Source organism: Agrobacterium sp. O3.4 (assembly GCF_041414895.1).
Lineage (GTDB): Bacteria > Pseudomonadota > Alphaproteobacteria > Rhizobiales > Rhizobiaceae > Agrobacterium > Agrobacterium cucumeris.
Window position 1 is genome coordinate 1 of record NZ_JALPZP010000004.1, and the last position, 20,280, is coordinate 20,280.

General features: G+C 58.7%; 14 protein-coding genes. 5 read left to right on the forward strand and 9 right to left on the reverse strand.

Going from position 1 to position 20,280, the window contains the following annotated elements:
- The first annotated feature begins 456 nt into the window (after positions 1–456).
- On the forward strand, positions 457–2,403 hold the full coding sequence (locus M0412_RS18950) for a M23 family metallopeptidase (RefSeq protein ID WP_142842389.1): 1,947 nt from the start codon (positions 457–459) through the stop codon (positions 2,401–2,403).
- A gap of 69 nt (positions 2,404–2,472) precedes the next feature.
- Here M0412_RS18950 and clpB read toward each other — a convergent pair whose 3' ends face one another.
- The 6 genes from clpB to M0412_RS18980 form a co-directional block, all read right to left on the reverse strand.
- Positions 2,473–5,097 (reverse strand): ATP-dependent chaperone ClpB, encoded by a 2,625-nt coding sequence (clpB, locus tag M0412_RS18955; protein ID WP_046802091.1) that lies wholly within the window; start codon positions 5,095–5,097, stop codon positions 2,473–2,475.
- Between the two features lie 392 nt (positions 5,098–5,489).
- Positions 5,490–6,293 carry a DUF4167 domain-containing protein gene (locus tag M0412_RS18960; protein ID WP_142842390.1) on the reverse strand — a complete coding sequence of 268 codons (804 nt, stop codon included), beginning with the start codon at positions 6,291–6,293 and terminating at the stop codon, positions 5,490–5,492.
- A 394-nt stretch (positions 6,294–6,687) separates the two neighbouring features.
- Positions 6,688–7,554, reverse strand: coding sequence for a peptide chain release factor N(5)-glutamine methyltransferase (prmC, locus tag M0412_RS18965; RefSeq protein WP_269701781.1), 867 nt, complete (start codon positions 7,552–7,554; stop codon positions 6,688–6,690).
- Entirely contained in the window at positions 7,551–8,633 is a 1,083-nt protein-coding gene (gene prfA / locus M0412_RS18970) for a peptide chain release factor 1 (protein ID WP_269701779.1), read from the reverse strand. Before prfA ends, prmC begins: the two co-directional genes overlap by 4 nt.
- A gap of 28 nt (positions 8,634–8,661) precedes the next feature.
- Positions 8,662–10,929: a phosphoenolpyruvate--protein phosphotransferase gene (gene ptsP / locus M0412_RS18975; RefSeq protein ID WP_142842393.1), complete on the reverse strand. Its 2,268-nt coding sequence runs from the start codon at positions 10,927–10,929 to the stop codon at positions 8,662–8,664.
- A 176-nt stretch (positions 10,930–11,105) separates the two neighbouring features.
- A complete protein-coding gene (locus tag M0412_RS18980) occupies positions 11,106–12,383 on the reverse strand; it encodes an aspartate kinase (RefSeq protein WP_046802096.1) in 1,278 nt (425 codons plus the stop codon).
- A 390-nt stretch (positions 12,384–12,773) separates the two neighbouring features.
- Between M0412_RS18980 and M0412_RS18985 the strand changes: the two genes are divergently transcribed.
- Positions 12,774–14,621, forward strand: a complete 1,848-nt coding sequence (locus M0412_RS18985; RefSeq protein WP_142842394.1) for a DEAD/DEAH box helicase — start codon at positions 12,774–12,776, stop codon at positions 14,619–14,621.
- Positions 14,622–14,899: 278 nt separating this feature from the next.
- Here the strand turns inward: M0412_RS18985 and M0412_RS18990 are convergent, their stop codons facing one another.
- Positions 14,900–16,138: a saccharopine dehydrogenase family protein gene (locus M0412_RS18990; protein ID WP_046802098.1), complete on the reverse strand. Its 1,239-nt coding sequence runs from the start codon at positions 16,136–16,138 to the stop codon at positions 14,900–14,902.
- Positions 16,139–16,197: 59 nt separating this feature from the next.
- Complete coding sequence (nspC, locus tag M0412_RS18995; RefSeq protein ID WP_142842395.1) at positions 16,198–17,295, reverse strand: carboxynorspermidine decarboxylase; 1,098 nt, start codon at positions 17,293–17,295, stop codon at positions 16,198–16,200.
- Positions 17,296–17,596: 301 nt separating this feature from the next.
- Here nspC and M0412_RS19000 point away from each other — a divergent pair, with 301 nt between their 5' ends.
- The 3 genes from M0412_RS19000 (at position 17,597) to galE (ending at position 19,562) form a co-directional block, all read left to right on the forward strand.
- Positions 17,597–17,941, forward strand: a complete 345-nt coding sequence (locus M0412_RS19000; RefSeq protein ID WP_142842396.1) for a YqjD family protein — start codon at positions 17,597–17,599, stop codon at positions 17,939–17,941.
- A gap of 9 nt (positions 17,942–17,950) precedes the next feature.
- Positions 17,951–18,385 (forward strand): hypothetical protein, encoded by a 435-nt coding sequence (locus tag M0412_RS19005; protein ID WP_137087460.1) that lies wholly within the window; start codon positions 17,951–17,953, stop codon positions 18,383–18,385.
- Between the two features lie 193 nt (positions 18,386–18,578).
- Positions 18,579–19,562, forward strand: coding sequence for a UDP-glucose 4-epimerase GalE (gene galE / locus M0412_RS19010; RefSeq protein ID WP_269701771.1), 984 nt, complete (start codon positions 18,579–18,581; stop codon positions 19,560–19,562).
- A gap of 103 nt (positions 19,563–19,665) precedes the next feature.
- Here the strand turns inward: galE and M0412_RS19015 are convergent, their stop codons facing one another.
- Positions 19,666–20,241 carry a PRC-barrel domain-containing protein gene (locus tag M0412_RS19015; RefSeq protein WP_269701769.1) on the reverse strand — a complete coding sequence of 192 codons (576 nt, stop codon included), beginning with the start codon at positions 20,239–20,241 and terminating at the stop codon, positions 19,666–19,668.
- Positions 20,242–20,280 lie beyond the last annotated feature (39 nt).

Consider the following 20,280-nt stretch of genomic DNA (forward strand, 5'->3'; position numbering starts at 1 on the left):
GCAATCAGCTCATCAACTTGATTTCTTTAGAACGAAAGTCGTCGTCGCCAGCAGCGCCGCCGCCCTCGTTCAGTGAGCGGACTTATAAATCCATCACCTCAAACAAGTCAACAGCACAAATCGGAAATTTCAGAGAAATATTCCAATTAATTGATTTTCCTAAATAATTTCAATTTTCAGTGACGTTCCGCTGCAAAAGACGCCACATCGCTGCCGGTTTTGCACAGGAGAACGGAGCCCGCGACATCAAGTCGAGCCCCGCGCCTTCTTTTGGCCCGGTTCCTCGCTAATTGCTTTGCCAACGAAGCGTTAATGCGGGCATGCGTGCGCGTGTTCTTATGTAGGCTGTTGCGACATATCTTTCGATGCGTCGATCAATTTGACTCATGGCTTTGAAAGTTGCACACCTTCGCCTGAAGTTTCTGGAGAGCGCATGACCGACGGGGCACAGCTGGTATGACTGCGGATCGCAATGTGATCCGGTCGCTAGGCACGGAACCGCCAATTCTGGCGGAAGGGCGCCGTGCACCCGATCGTCGCGAAATTTCGCTGCGATGGCTCTCCGGTACATTTCTGACCGGCATCACTTCTTCCATATTGATGGGTGTGGCTCTGTTTGCAGCTCTGGACGGTCGTCAGCAGCTCGCCATTCCCGCCGAAGCCTTCGCGAAGGCGGACATGGGTAACAATGCGACGGAAGCCGCGCGCCGCGGCACGCGCCTTATCGCCCCGAATATCGCGGCCCGGCCATCCGACCGGTCGATCATGGAAGTCTCGACTGTCATCAATGAAGGCGACAAGGAAGTGGTCCGCAAGGTTCCCTTCTCTCACGTCAAAATTCCGCTGGCAGCGAATTATGCCAAGCAGGATGATTATCCCGCCTTCGATCCCTTAAACATTTTCGCGAGCAACGACGACAAGGACGCAGCCGCGCCTGCACCGAGCCGCACGGGAACGATCTACGGCTCCGAGGTTGAATCCGAAGTCAGCCTGAAGACTGTAGCCTTTCCGGTCCTGCACTCCAAATATGCCTTTGCCGGCTCCTTGAGCTTTGACGAGGTGGAGGAAGCGGTACGATCGAATGGCTCGATCCTGACGGATGGCAATGAGCAAGTTGCCGCGCTTTATTACATCGACCCGCGCCGCTTTGATAATGATGAAGGTGATGTCGATATCACGGCCGGCCTCGCCGCCCGTGTCGTTGAACAGAATATGTCGGTTTCAACCCCGCAATCGGCATCGGTGCCGGTCAAGGAATATGCCGACGACGTGATCCCTGCCCGCCAGACCGAGACCATCGAGGCTGCTTTGTTCGGCGCGGGTTACTCCAAGGTACAATCATCGGAAATCGCCGGGCTGCTGTCACCGCAACTCCAGTCGAACAATGTCGAAAGCGGTGATGTGCTGCGCGTCGGCATTATTCAGGAAGACGAAAAAAGCGACATCGTGCGCGTCAGCCTTTATCGCAAGGGCCGTCACATGGTCACCATGGCCGTCGATGACCGCAAAAACTTCATCAAGGCCAGCGAACCGCCGAAACTCGACGCTGTGGCGACCGCCTTCGACAGTACGCCGGCGCCTGCGGCTGGCCGCGACCTGCCCAGCGTCTATGACGGTGTCTACCGCGCGGCTCTCGCTTACGGCATGAACCAGAGCATGGTTTCCCAGCTTATCAAGCTTCTGGCCAGCAGCGTCGATTTTCAGGCGCAGCTCAAGCCGGCGGATACGCTGGAAGCATTCTTCTCCGTGGAAGACGCCGATGGCAAGGCCACCGACAAGTCGGAGCTGCTCTACGTCAACGCCAAGTTCGGCGACAACGAGACGCGGTTTTACCGGTTCCAGAACCCTGAAGACAACAGTATCGATTATTTCGACGAGAACGGCAAAAGCATACGGCAGTTCCTGTTGCGTAACCCCGTTCCGAACGGCCGCATGACATCCGGTTTCGGCATGCGCCGTCACCCGGTTCTGAAATTCAGCCGCATGCATACCGGCACCGACTGGGCCGCCGCCCGCGGCACGCCGATCATCGCAACCGGTAACGGCACTGTCGAAAAGGCCGGCTGGGCCTCTGGTTACGGCAACCAGACCCTGCTGCGCCATGCCAATGGCTATGTCTCTTCCTATAATCACCAGAGCGCCATCGCCAAAGGTGTCACCGAAGGCGCCAAGGTCCGACAGGGTCAGGTCATCGGTTATGTCGGATCGACCGGCCTTTCGACCGGCGCCCACCTGCATTACGAACTGATCGTCAACGGCACGAAAGTCGATGCGATGAAAGTGCGCCTGCCGGGCGGCAAATCGCTTTCCGGTGATGCGCTCGCACGTTTCTCCGATGAGAGAAAGCGCATCGACAACCTGCTCAACATCGAGGACAAACCAAATCAGGTGGCGAGCCGGTAATCCGCCGGCATTTTGCGGTCCGAAAAGCAGATCAAATGAAAAGGGCTCCGTTTCCGGAGCCCTTTAGTTTTATGCCGCATCGGCCGTTTCGGTTTCGGCCTCGCCCTTCGGAGGCTTGACCTTGAACAGCAGCCGGTCCGTGCCGGACGTCACCTTGACCCGCGAACCATCGGGGATTTCCCCGCCGAGGATCATTTCGGCAAGCCTGTCCTGAACCGACTTCTGGATCACCCGCTTCAGCGGACGTGCGCCGTAAGCGGGATCATAGCCCTTGTTGGCGAGCCAGCTGCGGGCATCCTCATCCAGTTCGAGCGAGATCTTGCGATCACCCAGCAGCGAGACGAGCCGCTTCAACTGAATTTCCACGATCGCACCCATTTCATCACGCCGCAGGCGGTGGAACAGGATGATATCGTCGATACGGTTGAGGAACTCCGGCCGGAAATGCGACCGGACCCGCTCCATCACCAGTTCACGAACCGAATCCACATCGTCATTGTCGCCCATCTGCGTCATGAATTCCGAACCGAGATTCGAGGTCATGATGATGATGGTGTTCTTGAAATCGACGGTGCGGCCCTGGCCATCCGTCAGGCGGCCATCATCCAGCACCTGCAACAGGACATTGAAGACGTCCGGATGCGCTTTCTCGATCTCGTCGAACAGCACGACCTGATAGGGCCGGCGGCGAACGGCTTCGGTCAGGGCACCACCCTCTTCGTAACCGACATAACCGGGAGGCGCACCGATGAGCCGGGCAACGGAGTGTTTCTCCATATATTCCGACATATCGAGGCGAACCATCGCGGTTTCGTCGTCGAACAGGAAGCGGGCGAGCGACTTCGTCAGCTCGGTCTTGCCCACACCGGTCGGGCCAAGGAAGATGAACGAGCCGATCGGGCGGTTCGGATCCTGAAGGCCGGCACGCGAACGGCGAACCGCCTTGGAAACTGCCTGAACGGCCTCGCCCTGCCCGACAACGGACTTGGCAAGCTCGTCTTCCATGCGCAGCAGCTTTTCGCGCTGACCTTCCAGCATCTTGTCGACGGGAATGCCGGTCCAGCGGGAAACGACATGGGCAATATTGTCCGGTGTCACCACCTCCTGAACCATCGAGCCGGCACCGCTGCTGTCACGCGCTTCCGCCGCAGCCAGTTCCTTTTCAAGGCCCGGAATAATGCCATAGGTCAACTCGCCGGCGCGCTGGAACTGGCCGTTGCGCTGGGCAATTGCCAGTTCGTTGCGGGCTTCGTCCAGCCGCTTTTTCAAATCGGCGGCATGGCCGAGCTTCTGCTTTTCCGCCTGCCAGCGTGCCGTCAGCGCATCTGCCTTTTCTTCCGTATCGGCCAACTCGTCTTCAAGCTTTTTAAGGCGATCGACGGAGGACTGGTCCGTCTCCTGCTTCAAGGCTTCGCGCTCGATCTTGAGCTGGATGATACGACGATCCAGTTCGTCCAGTTCTTCCGGCTTGGAATCCACCTGCATGCGAAGACGCGAAGCGGCCTCGTCCATCAGATCGATTGCCTTGTCGGGCAGGAACCGGTCGGTAATATAGCGGTTGGAAAGCGTTGCAGCCGCAACCAGGGCCGAATCCGAGATGCGGACCTTGTGATGCTGTTCGTATTTTTCCTTCAGACCACGCAGGATCGAGATCGTGTCTTCCACGGTCGGTTCATCCACCAGCACGGGCTGGAAACGGCGGGCAAGGGCCGGGTCCTTTTCCACGTGCTTGCGATATTCATCAAGCGTGGTGGCGCCAACGCAGTGCAGTTCACCACGGGCAAGCGCGGGCTTCAGCAGGTTGGACGCATCCATCGCGCCATCGGCCTTGCCGGCACCGACCAGCGTGTGCATCTCATCGATGAACAGGATGATGCCACCATTTTCGGCCTGCACCTCATTGAGTACGGCCTTCAGGCGCTCCTCGAATTCACCGCGATATTTCGCACCGGCGATCAGCGCGCCCATATCGAGCGCCATCAGCTTCTTGTCCTTGAGGCTTTCCGGCACGTCACCATTGACGATGCGCAGCGCAAGCCCTTCGGCAATTGCCGTTTTACCGACGCCCGGTTCACCGATCAGCACGGGGTTGTTCTTGGTGCGGCGCGAAAGGACCTGAATGGTACGGCGAATTTCGTCGTCGCGGCCGATGACAGGGTCGAGTTTACCCTCGCGGGCTTCCTCCGTCAGATCGCGCGCGTATTTCTTCAACGCGTCAAAACCCTGTTCGGCATTGGCGCTATCGGCCGTGCGGCCCTTGCGGATGTCGTTGATGACCTGGTTGAGAGCCTGCGCCGTTGCGCCTGCCTTTTTCAGCGAAGCCGAAGTGGAAGCAGAGCTTTCAATCGCCAACGCCTGCAAAAGGCGCTCGACGGTAACGAAGCTGTCGCCTGCCTTCTTTGCAAGATCTTCAGCAGTCGAAAACACCTTGGCAAGCGGCGCCGTCAGCGAAAGGCCGCCATTGCCGCCGGAAACCTTGGGCAATTTCGCCAACGCGGCATCATTGGCAAGACGCGCTTCTTTCGCGTCGCCACCAGCCCGCTCGATCAGCGATGCCGCCATGCCCTGCTCGTCATCGAGCAAAACCTTGAGAACATGTTCCGCAGAAAACTGCTGATGATTTTCGGCAAGCGCAAAGGTCTGTGCCGATTGCAGAAAACCGCGAACGCGTTCGGAGTATTTTTCAATATTCATAGTCGAACCTCCATTGACCGGCCCGCCCGCTTTCGGCACGGCTCCGGGTGTTAGGGTTGAGGCTCCCTCAAAAGGCAAGCCCCGCTACGACAGCCGTGTTTAAAGGATTTCACGATCGCCGCCTCTCGAATGACGGTTGCCGGCGAATGCGGCTTGCGTCCTTCCTGCACGAATATGGGAGGCATTTTCATCGGTTTAAAGGGGCGCAAAACCGCCATTCGGGAAATTTTCGCCTGTTTTGACAGACGTCAGTTTGCCGGCGCGCAACCACCCTCTTTGCCTGCCAACGGCTCCTGCCATCTGAACCCTAAAAACAAAAAACTCCGGCAAGCCGGAGTTTTTCAATTGCGTGGTTGGCCGCGTGTTTGACGCGGCCTGCCTGAAATCCCTGCTTATTCAGCAGCGTTTTCAAGAGTGGCCGGTGTTGCGTCTTCACCGGCGGGCGCGTCTTCACCTTCAGCACCTTCCGCCGCCGCGGCACGGCGCGGACGACGCGGGCGCGGGGTCGTGGCACGGCGGGTCTTTGGCGCACGTTCGGTTGCGGGTGCTTCCGCCTGCTGCTGCTCTTCCTCGACGGCCACTTCCATGGGCGTACCTTCGATGACGGGCTGCGGTGCCTGGCTGGCGTCATAAACCGGTGGCTGCTGCTCGGCCGAGACCTGCGGCTGGCGCGGCTGACGTTCCTGCCGTTCACGACGGTCGGGACGTTCGCGACGTTCCTGGCGTGGCTCGCTCCGCTCAGTGCGCTCCTGGCGCTCCGGCTGCTGGACGCGCTCTACCTGTTCGGAATGCTGCTGCGATGCAACGACGCCGTCGTCGCCATCGTTTCCATCCATATCGTCGGCATCCGTCTCGGCGGAATTATATTCACCGCGATCGTCGCGCTGGAAACGTTCCTGCATCTGGGCCTGAGCCGTGGCAATGATGCGGTTGTAGTGCTCAGCGTGTTGCAGATAGTTTTCCGCAATCACACGGTCGCCGGAACTCTGCGCGTCCCGGGCAAGGGCAGCGTATTTTTCCGCTATGTGCTGGGCTGTACCACGAATCTTAACATCGGGGCCGGAACTGTCATAAGTCCTGGTGAGCGGATTGCCGCCCTTGCGGTTGAAGTTGTTATTACCGCCACCATTGTTATTGTTGTTATTATTGTTGCTTCCACGCCCCCGGCCGCGCTTGTTTTGCTGTCCTGGCCTCATCAATTGCTCACCTGAATTCTGTTTTGCTGACAATCTGGTTATTTTCATGCAATTCCGGACGGAAAACCGCTGGAAATTTTTCCTGAAATTGTTCCGTCACGCGTCCTGCCGAAGATAACCCCGGACAAGACCTCGCGTGTGACGACCGGTCGCGCAAATGCTGCACCGAGCCGCCTGCGAACAAAGTTTACTGATTCACATGCCGGAAACGCCCAGCCTTTCAGGGCTCTCAAAAGAACCCGCTTCGGGACTGACCCATACCCTGACGAATCTGCGTTCGTCCTCAGCCACCCTGCATGTGGCCGCAAACTATCCCGCTTCCTGCGGAAATCCAAGCCTTTTCTTTTGCTGTGCAAAATATCTCTGCAAAAATCCGCCGCCATATCGCGAAGAACTATCTCCGGAAGATCAAAACTCTGTCGTTGCCGCCATAATCCTTCACGGCCTCCACAAGAGAGAAACCGTTAGAAGCAAATATCGTGGAAACATCAAGCCTTTGATCGAAACCGATCTCCACACCAACGATCCCGTTTTCCACAAGAAAGCAGCCTGCGTCGGCAGCAATAAGGCGGTACGGTGCAAGGCCGTCCTGACCTCCGTCCAGCGCCGCCATCGGATCATGATGACGAACCTCTCGGTCGAGCGTTGTAACGATATCGCTTCTTATATAAGGCGGATTCGACACAATTATGTCAAAGCGGCCGGAGATTTTTTCGAACCAGTCGCTCTGCATGATCTCAAAACGCGTTTCGAGCCCGTTTCTGGATGCGTTTTTCGCAGCCGTCTCCAAGGCACCAGTGGAAATATCGCTGCCGATACCCGTCGCGTCAGGGCATTCCTTCAAAAGCGCCAGACAGATCGCCCCCGTGCCCGTGCCCAGATCCAGAATGCGGGCGCTGCCCTTGTGGGAAACCGCCTCCTTTAACGCCGGCAACAGCGTATCAACCAGAACCTCCGTGTCCGGACGGGGTTCGAGCGTATCCTTCGACAGCAGAAGATCGAGGCCGTGAAATTCCCGGTGACCGAGGATGCGGTGGACGGGTTCTCCCCCGGCCCGCCTTTCGATCATGGAAGCGATGCGGGCCTGTTCTTCCTGCGTAAGGGGCCGATCCGGCTTCATTACGAAATCGGTCAGTGAAAAGGCAATAACCTCACCGATCAGCAGGCGCGCATCGAGAAGCGGATCGGCAACACCGGCCGCCTGCAGCCGTTTGCGGGCAGCGGCAAGTTCGGTCGAAACGGTCCCCTCAGCGCCGCTCAAAGCTGCTGTTCGCCAAGCAGTGCCAGCTGGCCGGCCTGATAATCGGCGATCAACGCATCCACGAGCTCATCAATCTCACCTTCGATCATTCTGTCGAGTTTATAGAGGGTGAGGTTGATGCGGTGATCGGTGACCCGCCCCTGCGGGAAGTTATAGGTGCGGATGCGCTCTGACCGGTCACCCGAACCGACCTGGCTTTTGCGGTCCGCCGAGCGTTCACTATCCACCTTCTGCCGCTCGATATCGTAAAGACGCGAACGCAGAACCTGCATGGCCTTGGCGCGGTTCTGGTGCTGGGATTTCTCCGAACTGGTGACGATCAATCCCGTCGGAAGATGGGTGATACGAACGGCAGAGTCGGTGGTATTGACGTGCTGACCGCCGGCGCCCGAGGCGCGCATCGTATCGATGCGAATATCTTCCGGGCGGATTTCGACGTCGATGTCCTCCGCTTCCGGCAGCACCGCGACGGTGGCAGCGGAGGTGTGAATACGGCCGCTCGCTTCCGTTTCCGGTACCCGCTGCACGCGATGCACACCGGATTCGAACTTCAGCTTGGAGAACACCCCTCGCCCGCTGATCGTGGCGATGATTTCCTTATAACCGCCCGCTTCACCTTCGCTGGCGGAAAGGACTTCGACTTTCCAGCCCTTGGTCGATGCGAAGCGCTCATACATGCGGAACAGATCGCCGGCAAACAGCGCCGCTTCGGAGCCGCCTGTGCCGGCACGGATTTCAAGGATCGCGCTTTTTTCATCCGCCGCATCCTTGGGAAGCAGCAGGACCTGCATGTCCTTCTCTAGCTCACCGATGCAGGCTTCGACCTCCGGCAGCTCCATTTCCGCCAGATCGCGCATGTCCCTGTCGGTCGTCCTGTCGGCGAGCAGCGCCTGGAGATCGGCAGCCTCGGCAATCGCCTTTTCGTAATCGCGGATCTTGTTCACGACCGGCTGCAGTTCGGAATATTCCGAAGCCAGCTTCACATAAACATCTGCCGCCGGGCCAGCCGACATCCGCGCTTCGATCTCTCCGAAACGCCTTTCCAACTCGCGCATTTTTTCGACGGGAAGCTTCGCCACCAGTCACTCCGATAATGAAATAAGTCTTTTAAATGGGAATGGAATGCGCTGCAGCAAAGCGTAACAACACCTCGCGCCCGCTTTCCAGCGAATTATGATCGTCAAGCGCGGCATTCAACTCGTCGGCAAGACGTGCCGCGTCCAGCCCGAGCAGCATGGCCTTGACCGGACCGATTGCCGTTGGCGACATGGAAATCGACCGGAAACCGAGACCGATCAGCGCCATGGCAGTCAGTGGCTTGCCCGCCATCTCGCCGCACAGCGTGACCGATGTGTGGTGCTTTTCGCCGGCGCGAACGATATCACGCAGAATGCGCAGGAATGGCTTGCCGAGATTGTCGAAACGATCCGAAACCCGGGCATTGCCACGATCGACCGCCATGGAGAACTGGAACAGGTCGTTTGAACCGACGGAAACGAAATCCACCTCCTGCATCAGCTCATCGAGCTGCCACATCAGCGACGGCACTTCCAGCATCGCGCCGAATTGCAGCTTTTTCGGCAGCGCATGGCTGAACTTCGAAAGATGCTGCACTTCCTTCTGCAGAAGATCGCGTGCCGCCCGTATTTCGGACACTTCCGTCACCATCGGCAACATCATGCGCAGCTCCGCACCGGACGCGGCGCGCAGCAGTGCGCGCATCTGCGTGCGCATCAGGCCCGGACGGTCAAGCGACAGGCGAATCGCGCGCCAGCCGAGTGCCGGATTTTCCTCTTCCTGGCCGCGCATATAGGAAACGACCTTGTCGCCGCCGATATCCAGCGTGCGGAAGGTGACGCTCTTGCCCTTGGCCTGCCGCAGAACGGAGCGATAGAAAGCCTCCTGCTCCTCGCCCTTCGGCATGTTGGAAGCGATCATGAATTGCAGCTCGGTGCGGAACAGGCCGATGCCGTCGGCGCCGGATTCCTCCAGCTGCGGCAAATCCACCAGCAGGCCCGCATTCATCTTCAGATTGACCTTCTGGCCATCCTTGGTGATCGGCTCGACATTGCGCAGCGCACGGAACTGCTCCTGCCGCTTGGCACGCAGGCGAACTTTTTCTTCATAGGCACGCTGCAGATCCGACATCGGGCGCAGATGCACCTGACCGTCATCACCATCGATGATGATCGGATCGTTGTTTTCCGCCAGCGCGACGATGCCGGCCGCTTGGCCGATGATCGGAATACCCATGGCGCGCGCCACGATAACGACGTGGCTCGTCACCGCGCCGTCTTCGAGCACCAGACCGCGCAGTTTTTCACGCGGGTAATCCAGCAATTCGGCAGCGCCCATGGCGCGTGCCAGAACGATGGCGTCGAGCGGGAAATCCTGCTCCGGTCCGCGCCCGCCAAAACCGATCAGCTGACGCAGCAGCCGGTTGGCAAGATCATCGAAGTCATGCATGCGCTCGCGCAGATAAGGATCGGTCAGGCGCATCATGCGCGCCTTGGTGTCGCTCTGCACTTTCTCGACCGCCGCTTCCGCCGTCAGGCCGTTGCGGATCGCCTCTTCCATGCGCCGCACCCAGCCCTGATCGTGGGCGAACATGCGATAGGTCTCCAGAACCTCGCGGTGCTCACCTTCGGTCGGCACGTCGCGGCGCTGCAACATGTCATCGATCGACAGGCGCAGCGAGCCGATAGCATCGGCAAGACGGCGGATTTCCGTATCCGCGTCCTCGTTCAGCAGGTTGGTGACGACAATGCGGGGATCGTGCAGCACGACGTGACCGAGACCGATGCCTTCGCCATAACCATCGCCATCGATGGTGACGGCGCGCGTCAGGTCCAGCTCCACACCGGGGCGGGTGATCTTTTTCAACTCGCCGCTCGCCACTATTTCAGCGATAAGCATCGCGGTTGTCTCAAGCGCTTCAACTTCATCCTCCCGGTATGTTCGGCTGGCCTTGTTCTGGACCACAAGAACGCCAAGAGTGCGACCGGAGCGCAAAATCGGCACGCCGAGGAAGGAATGATAAATTTCCTCACCGGTTTCAGGAAGATAGCGGAATGCGGGATGCGCCTGCGCATCGGAAAGATTGAGCGGTTGAGCGGAAGCGGCAATGGTGCCGACAAGACCTTGCCCCATTTTCAGCTGGGCAAGATGCACAGCATCCTTGTTAAGACCTTCGGTGGCGTAAAGCTCCAGCACGCTGTCGGAACGCAGCACGTAGACCGAGCAAACCTCCGCCACCATGTTGCTGGCAATCTGACGGACGATCTGGTCCAGACGATCCTGCGGTTCAAGGTGCTCCGCCATCATTTCGCGCAGCCGCTTGAGCAGGACGCGCGGACCTGCGGAAAGGTCTCTCATCGCGTTTGCTCCCCGACGCTTCCGATCCGAATGTCATAATATTCGAGAATCAAAACGTCATTTAAAAAATTTATAGCGCCAGAAGCGCGTCCCGCAAGGGACACGCTTTCAAGAAACGCCACATCGGAAGAACGCAACTCCGAAGAATCGGAGCATCGGGAACCGATGTCTCGGATTTAGCTCTTATCGAGACCGTAGGCCGAATGCAAAGTGCGAACGGCAAGTTCGGCATAGGCGCCGTCGATCAGGATCGAAATCTTGATCTCTGACGTGGTGATGGCCTTGATGTTGATGTTTTTCTCGGCAAGTGCCTTGAACGCGCTGGCGGCAACGCCGGCGTGGCTGCGCATGCCAATACCGATGACGGACACCTTGGCGAGACCCGTCTCGTTCTGGGCAACGTCGAAGCCGATCTGGGCCTTGTTGTCGTCGAGAACCTTGAGCGCCTTGGCAACGTCGCCCGAGGGAACGGTGAAGGTCATGTCGGTGCGCGAGCCATCTTCGGAGATGTTCTGCACGATCATGTCGACATTGATATGCGCTTCGGCCAGCGGACCGAAGATCGCGGCGGAAACGCCCGGACGGTCGGCCACGCGGCGCAGCGAAATCTGTGCTTCATCCTTGGCATAGGCGATGCCGGTTACGACTTCCTGTTCCACGATTTCATCCTCGTCACAAATCAAAGTACCGGGCGGGTTGATGAGGTCGCCCATGCCCGGCGCATCGGGATCCTCGAAACTGGAGCGAACGAAGGTGCGCACCTTGTGTACCATGGCAAGCTCGACGGAGCGAACCTGCAGAACCTTCGCGCCAAGAGACGCCATTTCGAGCATTTCCTCGAAAGCGATTTTCTTCATGCGGCGAGCCTTGGGCTCGATGCGCGGATCGGTCGTGTAAACGCCGTCGACATCGGTATAGATGTCACAACGATCCGCCTTGACGGCGGCGGCAATGGCCACAGCCGACGTGTCAGAGCCGCCGCGACCAAGCGTCGCGATGCGATTATCCGGGCCGATGCCCTGGAAACCGGCAACGACGGCAACCTGTCCTTCCCCCATGCGCTTGACGATGTCGGACCCGTCAATCTCCAGAATACGGGCGGCGCCATGCGCATTGTCGGTACGGATCGGGATCTGCCAGCCCTGCCAGGAGCGTGCATTGATGCCCATGGACTGCAGGGTGATCGCCAGCAGACCTGACGTCACCTGCTCGCCGGATGCGACAACCGCGTCATATTCGCGCGCATCATAGAAGGAGGCGGCGTTGGTGCCGGTCACCTTCGCGGCGTTCTGCACCCAGTCCACCAATTCGTTGGTTTTGCCGGACATGGCGGAAACGACCACGGCCACTTCATGGCCGGCATCCACTTCGCGTTTCACATGCCGTGCGACATTGTGAATGCGTTCGAGGTTCGCGACGGACGTGCCGCCGAATTTCATGACAATGCGAGCCATAGCCTTGACCAGTACATCCCTTTTTTCCGCCAGCCGGTTTTCACCCGGTGTGGACAAGAACAAACCCAGTCGGCCCTTCCTGACAAAGAGCCTCAAGTTGCGGGTCTCTTAGCGAAAAGGCGGGGGGCACGCAATGCCGTTTATGAACCATGCGGTACGCCTTTTGAATGGCGTTTGCGAAGGACGATGGCGGGCTGGAACACAGGGCAGGAGAAAATACCCGTAAAAGAGCGTACCGCAGTGCACTGTACAAACCGGCCTATTCGCAGTATGAGCGCGGGCAATGCAACCGGCCAGATGGCCGAAATGGCCTGTATCGGCTGCCCCGGAGACTTTAGGACCTATTGGTTTCGGGCGGATGCGGGCAGCTTCATATCCGAAAGACGGTAGATGACAGACACCCAGGGTATCGCCCCGGCGATCGCGCAGGCGTTGGAAAAACGCGGCTACAACGACTTGACCCCCGTGCAGAAGGCCATGCTTGCGCCGGAACTCGCCGATAAGGATGCGCTGGTTTCCGCGCAGACCGGTTCCGGCAAGACGGTTGCCTTCGGCATCGCGCTCGCAACCACGCTGCTGTCGGAAAATACCCGCTTCGGTCAGGCTTCCGCGCCGCTCGCTCTTGCCATTGCCCCAACCCGCGAACTGGCCATGCAGGTCAAGCGCGAGCTGGAATGGCTTTATGAATTTGCCGGCGTGTCGATCGCATCCTGTGTCGGCGGCATGGATATCCGCAATGAGCGCCGGGCGCTGGAACGCGGCGCCCATATCGTCGTTGGCACACCCGGCCGTCTCTGTGACCATATCAAGCGTGGCGCACTCGATCTGTCGTCCATCCGCGCCGTGGTGCTGGATGAGGCCGACGAGATGCTCGACCTCGGCTTCCGTGAGGATCTGGAATTCATTCTGGAAGAATCGCCCGAAGATCGCCGCACGCTGATGTTCTCGGCCACCGTGCCGCGCAGCATTGCCAAGCTGGCCGAAAGCTACCAGAAGAACGCAGTGCGCATCGCCACCGCTTCCGAACAGAAGCAGCATGTGGATATCGAATATCGCGCGCTTCTGGTGTCGCCGTCTGATCGCGAGAACGCCATCATCAACGCGCTGCGCTTTTACGAAGCCCGCAACGCCATCGTCTTCTGCTCGACCCGCGCCGCGGTCAACCATCTGACGGCCCGGTTGAACAATCGCGGCTTCTCCGTCGTCGCCCTCTCCGGCGAACTGACGCAGAACGAGCGCACGCACGCGCTGCAGGCCATGCGTGACGGCCGCGCCCGTGTTTGCGTGGCGACCGACGTTGCTGCCCGAGGCATCGACCTGCCCGGCCTGGAACTCGTTATCCATGCCGACCTGCCGACCAATTCCGAAACGCTTCTGCACCGTTCCGGCCGTACCGGCCGCGCCGGGCAGAAGGGCGTCAGCGCCATCATCGTGCCCGTGAGCCAGCGCCGCAAGGCCGAACGCCTTCTTGAAGGCGCCAAGGTCAGCCCCGCATGGGTTCGCCCGCCCTCCGTCGAAGAGATCGTCGAGCGCGACGGCGCAAGGCTTCTGGCAGATCCGACGCTCAGCGAAGCCGTGGCTGAGGACGAACGCGATTTCGTGACGAAGCTGCTGGAACAGCATGGCGCGGAAAAAGTCGCCGCCGCCTTCGTGCGCCTCTATCACGCCGGACGCTCGGCACCGGAAGATATTTTCGAAGTCGCGCTGGATAACACCCGCAAGCCGCGCCGCGACAGTTTCGAAACGGTCGAAAACAATGCACCGCGCCGCGAGCGCTCCGACTTCTCCGACAGCGCGTGGTTCTCGCTTTCCGTTGGCCGCAAGCAGAGCGCCGAGCCGCGCTGGCTCATCCCGATGCTGTGCCGTTTCGGCAAGATCACCCGTCAGGATATCGGCGCGATCCGCATGCAGCAAACCGAGACCTTCGTGGAACTGGCCGCCGATGCCGTCGACCGTTTCACCTCCGCCATCGGCAAGGACATGATGCTGGAGAAGGGCATTCGCCTGAAGGCGCTGGAAGGCAAGCCGGAAATGACCGGCAGTGCCCGTGAAGATACAAGGCCGGCAAAGGCCCAGCGGAAGTTCACCAAATCGGACAATGCAAGCGCCCCGCGCGATGACCGCAAGGGCGAAGACAAGCCCTGGAAAAAGAAAAAGCCCTTCGGCGACAAGCCGAAATACGAAGGCAAAAAGGACAAGCCGTTCGAGAAGCGTGGACCGAAGCCAACGAAGGGCTGAGGGTTACTCCGGTCCCGTTCAGGCGAGACTCTGGATCGCCGACAAAATTTCTGCCGTCATGCCGGCCTTGAGCCGGCATCCAGCCACGGTGCGTCTGCATCGCGAAAAGATTGTCTCGCGATCAAGGACTTGATCGCCCTGGACCCCGGATTAAATCCGCGGTGACAGTGAGAATGCTACGACTTCGCCAAACTGTTCGGTCGAAAAACTGGCCAGCAACAAAAAGCCCCGCTTTCGCGGGGCTTTTATTTTGTCTCAATTTCTCAAAACGTCTGCAATCAGAACTCCAGCGCGCGATCGCCGTTTTCATCCTTGATGCGGTTCGGCAAACCAATCTTGTTCAGAATGTTCAGGAACGGCTTCGGCGGCAGTTCTTCCACATTGGCCATCTGCTTCACGTCCCATTCGCCGGTGGCGATGAGCATGGCAGCGGCGACCGGGGGAACGCCGGCGGTGTAGGAAATGCCCTGCGAACCAACTTCTTCATAGGCGTCCTTATGGTCGGCCACGTTGTAGATGAAGACTTCGCGTTCCTTGCCGTCCTTGATGCCCTTGACGATATCGCCGATGCAGGTCTTGCCGACATAGTCAGGCGCCAGCGAAGACGGATCGGGCAGCACAGCCTTGACGACCTTCAGCGGCACGACTTCCAGACCCTCGGCCGTCTTGACCGGCTTTTCCGAAAGCAGGCCAAGGTTCTTCAGCACGGTGAAGACGTTGATGTAGTGATCGCCGAAGCCCATCCAGAAGCGCACATCGGCACCGTCCATGTTTTTGGACAGCGAATGCACTTCGTCATGGCCGGTCATGTAAGCCTTCTGCTTGCCGACGACAGGCAGATCGAATTCCTGACCGACTTCAAACATCTGGTTCGTCTGCCACTCACCCTTCTGCCAGGAATAGACAACGCCGGTGAATTCGCGGAAGTTGATTTCCGGATCGAAATTGGTCGAGAACCAGCGGCCATGGCTGCCGGCATTGATATCGACGATATCGACCGAGGTGACCTTGTCGAAATATTCGTCCTTGGCAAGGCGGGCATAGGCATTGACCACGCCGGGGTCGAAACCGACGCCGAGAATGGCGGTGACGCCCTTTTCCTTGCACTCAGCGGCGCGCTTCCACTCGTAGTTTCCATACCACGGCGGCGCTTCGCAAATCTTGGTGGGATCCTCATGGATCGCCGTGTCCATATAGGCAACACCTGCGTCCATGCAGGCACGAAGAACGGACATGTTAACGAAAGACGAACCGACATTGATGACGATTTCCACGCCGGTCTGTTTGATCAAGGCTTTCGTCGCCTCGATATCCATAGCGTCAAGCGCATGGGCCTCAAGTTTCACATCTGTCTTGAGGCTCTTCTTTTCGCGTACGGACTCGACAATCTTGCGGCACTTTTCCAAAGTCCGTGACGCAATATGAATGTCTCCCAATACATCGCTGTTCTGGGCGCATTTATGCGCCACGACCTGTGCTACGCCACCGGCGCCGATGATCAGAACGTTCTTCTTCATTTCAGGTGATGCCTCCTTTTCCCCGCAGGGATGAGCTTCGTTGGATGTTGAAACAGGGTTTAAGACAGGCTTTGCTCGAAATCGGCAAAGTCGAATTCACGAACGGCGCGGACCGTGCCGTCCAGTTCCTTGATGGCGATCGCCGGCATCTTCACGCCGTTGAACCAGTTCTTCTTGACCATGGTGTAACCGGCCGCGTCCTGGAAGGAGATGCGGTCACCGACCTTCAGCTCCTTGTCGAAGCGGAAATCGCCGAAAATATCGCCCGCCAGGCAGGACTTGCCGCAGACCATGTAGGGGTGCTCGCCCTCGTTCGGCGAAACCTTCGCGGTTTCGCGGTAGATCAGCAGATCGAGCATGTGGGCTTCGATGGAACTGTCGACGATGGCGAGGTTCTTGCCGTTGAATAGTGTGTCGAGCACCGTCACCTCAAGTGTGGTGCTTTTGGTGATCGAAGCTTCGCCGGGCTCCAGATAGACCTGCACGCCATATTTTTCCGAGAACGCCCGCAGACGCTCGCAGAACTGGTCGAGCGGGTAGTTGTCACCGGTGAAATGAATGCCGCCGCCGAGGCTGACCCATTCGGCACGTGACAGCAGCGATCCGAATTTCTCTTCGATCTGCGTCAACATCCGGTCAAACAGCGAGAAATCGCCATTTTCGCAATTGTTGTGGATCATGAAACCGGAAATACGGTCCATGACCTTGTCGACCTTGGCAACGTCCCATTCACCAAGACGGCTGAACGGGCGCGCGGGGTCGGCAAGATCGAAACTGGAAGAGCTGACCTGCGGATTGAGACGCAGGCCACGCGTTATGCCGGCGGCCTTGTCGGCGAAACGCTCCAGCTGACCGATCGAATTAAAGATGATCTTGTCGGCATTCGCAATCACCTCATCGATTTCGTAATCGGCATAGGCGACAGAATAGGCGTGGGTTTCGCCACCGAATTTCTCGCGGCCGAGACGCACCTCATAAAGTGAGGACGAGGTGGTGCCGTCCATATATTGCGACATGAAATCGAACACCGACCATGTGGCGAAGCACTTCAACGCCAGAAGCGCCTTGGCGCCGGATTTTTCCCGCACATAAGCAATCTTCTCCATGTTGCGAAGAAGTTTTGTCTTGTCGATGAGGTAATAAGGCGTTTGAAGCATGTCGTTTCACATATTGATTGAAGTCAAGGTACGTCTCGATGATGGGCCTTATATGATGCTTGTGACAGGAAAACAAATGTCCGGCACCGAATTCCCAGAAAATTGCCCCCAACCGGAAATGCCTGCGAAGAAAACACGTCACGTTGCGGAACCAAGCCTGCATCGGCGCGTTTGAATGGCGGACAGGCAGGTGTTTCGGTCACCGGAACGGAAGTTTTCGAGCGACAGAAATAGCCTGTAGCGGCAGTCGGGTTGGCCCGCCGCGATTTCCATCAACGATGTTCCAGGAAGGACTTCACCTATGGCAAGCGTGCGTAGCAGCGTTAATGACAAGATCCAGCAATCCCTCGAAAATGGTGATGCCGCCGACGTTGCGGCGCAGCTCGCCCAGCTTCGCGAAGATCTGGCAAATCTTGCCAAGAGCGTTAAGGCGCTGGGCGTCGGTGCCTCGCATGAGCTGAAGGCGCAGGCCGCCCGCGTGGCTGATGACGCGCTCACCGCTTCCGGCGAAATGGCCGACAGCGTCCGAAGCGAAATTTCGTCGCTGAACGACAATCTGACCGATCAGGTTCAGAGAAACCCGCTCCAGTCCCTCGGCATCGCCGTTGGCGTCGGCTTCGTGCTCGCTCTCCTTACACGTCGATAAGGCCGCATCATGCTTGAGGCATTGCTGGTCTATCTGGGAGACACCCAGCGCGAAGGACGCGTGGTGACGCGGCGTCTGCGTGCCACCATCATCCTGTGGGTGCTGACCGGTGTCTTTTTCCTGATCGCCTTCGTCGCCGCCGTGGTTGCAGGGTCGATCTATCTTGCCCGGCATGTCGGCGCGGGTCCCGCCGCGCTCGTCGTCGCGGGCACCGCGTTTCTGCTCGGCGTCATCATGCTGGTGGCGCTGGCAATCGTAAAAAGGCCCAGAGCCTATGCCGCCCGGCCGGTTGCACCCTTGGCGGCTGCTCCGCTGACGGCAGCCCCCCTCGCCTTGCAGTCACTGTTGACGCTGGCGATCCAGGCGCGGCCCTATGCGACACTCGCTGTTGCCATGGCCGCCGGTTTCCTGGCGACGAGAGCCAATACGAGGAAAAAGAAATAAACACGCCTTCGGGCGTGTTTTATGCACTTCCCCGGACCCTTATAAAAGCTGTGCATCCAGATGATGGATGCGCAGTTTTTTTTATGTTACGCGCAATGGATAGACTGGCAAATGGCGTCCCGCGCCATGCCGCCCTTATTTGAACAAAGTGACATACAGTCTCGGCGCGTCCGTATTTATTGAAAGGCGTTTGATGAAGAAGAAAGTCCTTGTCGTTGGCGGTGCCGGTTATATCGGTTCGCATACGTGCCTTCTCCTGTCGGAGCGAGGATATGAACCGGTTGTTTTCGACAATCTGTCCAATGGACATGAGGAATTCGTCCGCTGGGGACCCTTCGAACAGGGCGATATTCGCGACCGGGCGCGACTGGATGAAGTCTTTGCCAAGTACCAGCCGGAAGCCGTTCTGCATTTCGCGGCGTTGATCGAAGTCGGCGAATCCGTGAAGCAGCCCGTCGCCTTTTACGATAATAACGTCATCGGCTCGCTTAACCTGCTCTCCGCTGCGATTGATGCCGGCGTCACCGCCTTTGTTTTCTCCTCCACCTGCGCCACCTATGGACTGCCGGAACAGGTACCGATCGACGAGACGCACCGGCAAGCGCCCATCAACCCCTATGGCCGCACCAAATGGGTGGTGGAACAGGCGCTGAAGGATTACAGCACCTATAAGGGGCTGCGCTCGGTCATGCTGCGTTATTTCAATGCTGCTGGCGCGGATTTCGAGGGCCGTATCGGCGAGTGGCACAAGCCGGAAACCCACGCCATCCCGCTCGCCATCGAGGCCGCACTTGGACGGCGTCAAGGCTTCAAGGTGTTCGGCACGGATTACGACACCCGCGACGGCACCTGCGTGCGCGATTACATTCACATCCTCGATCTCGCCGATGCCCATGTGCGGGCGGTGGATTATCTGCTGGCGGGTGGCGAAACCGTCGAACTCAACCTCGGCACCGGCACCGGCACCACGGTGAAGGAATTGCTGGCGGCAATTTCCGAGGTCTCGGGCCGCCCCTTCCCGGTCGAATATACCGGCCGGCGCGACGGCGATTCCACCACATTGGTGGCCAATAACGACAAGGCCAAAGAAGTTCTCGGTTGGGAACCGCGTTATTCCCTCTCGGACATCATCAAATCCGCCTGGGCATGGCATTCCTCGCGCAACGCCGGGGATTGAGCGGCCCATAGGCCAAAACAAAAAAGACACCGGCCAATGGCCGGTGTCTCTCGCGGGACGGCGGATTTACGCCAGTGCCCGCTCCTGCCTCCCAGGTATGGGATTAAGGCTTGGTGGCAGATGTGGTTGTACTGTCAGGTGCCGCCGGGGTGGCCGCATTCTTTTCGCTGGTCTTCTGTTCCAGCGTCTTGAACTCGGGCGCCGCCTTCAGCGTTTCCGCCGTTTCGGTCGTCGTCAGACGAATGGTGCCGTCCTGCGCATTGCGCGTCATCGTCACCTTGTCCATGGGCACGGCTACGTCCTTCGCGCCGATGCCGAGGAAACCGCCAACGCCGATCACGGCTGCGACCAGACCACCATCTTCTTCCATGATGAGATTGGTGACGTTACCGATGCTCTCATCGGCTGCGGTGTAGACCGACTTGCCAATATAGTCATTGGCGCTGATCTGCGTTTCGCCCTGCTCGGTGATATAAGCACCGCCCGTGGTTGTGGCCGCGCTGTCATTGGCTACAGGAGCCGCAGGCGTCATCGGAGTGGCAGGCGGCGTTACCGGCTCAGTCTGCGCACCCGGATTTGCCGGTGCGGGCTGGGTGGTGCCCTGAGCGATGGCAAGCGGCGCGAAAGCCGTCGTGCCCATCAGGGCGGCGGTGACGAGTATCGTAAGTTTCTTTGCCATTTTCGTACCTTCCTTTCATCGTTCTCAACTGGCCGGGCG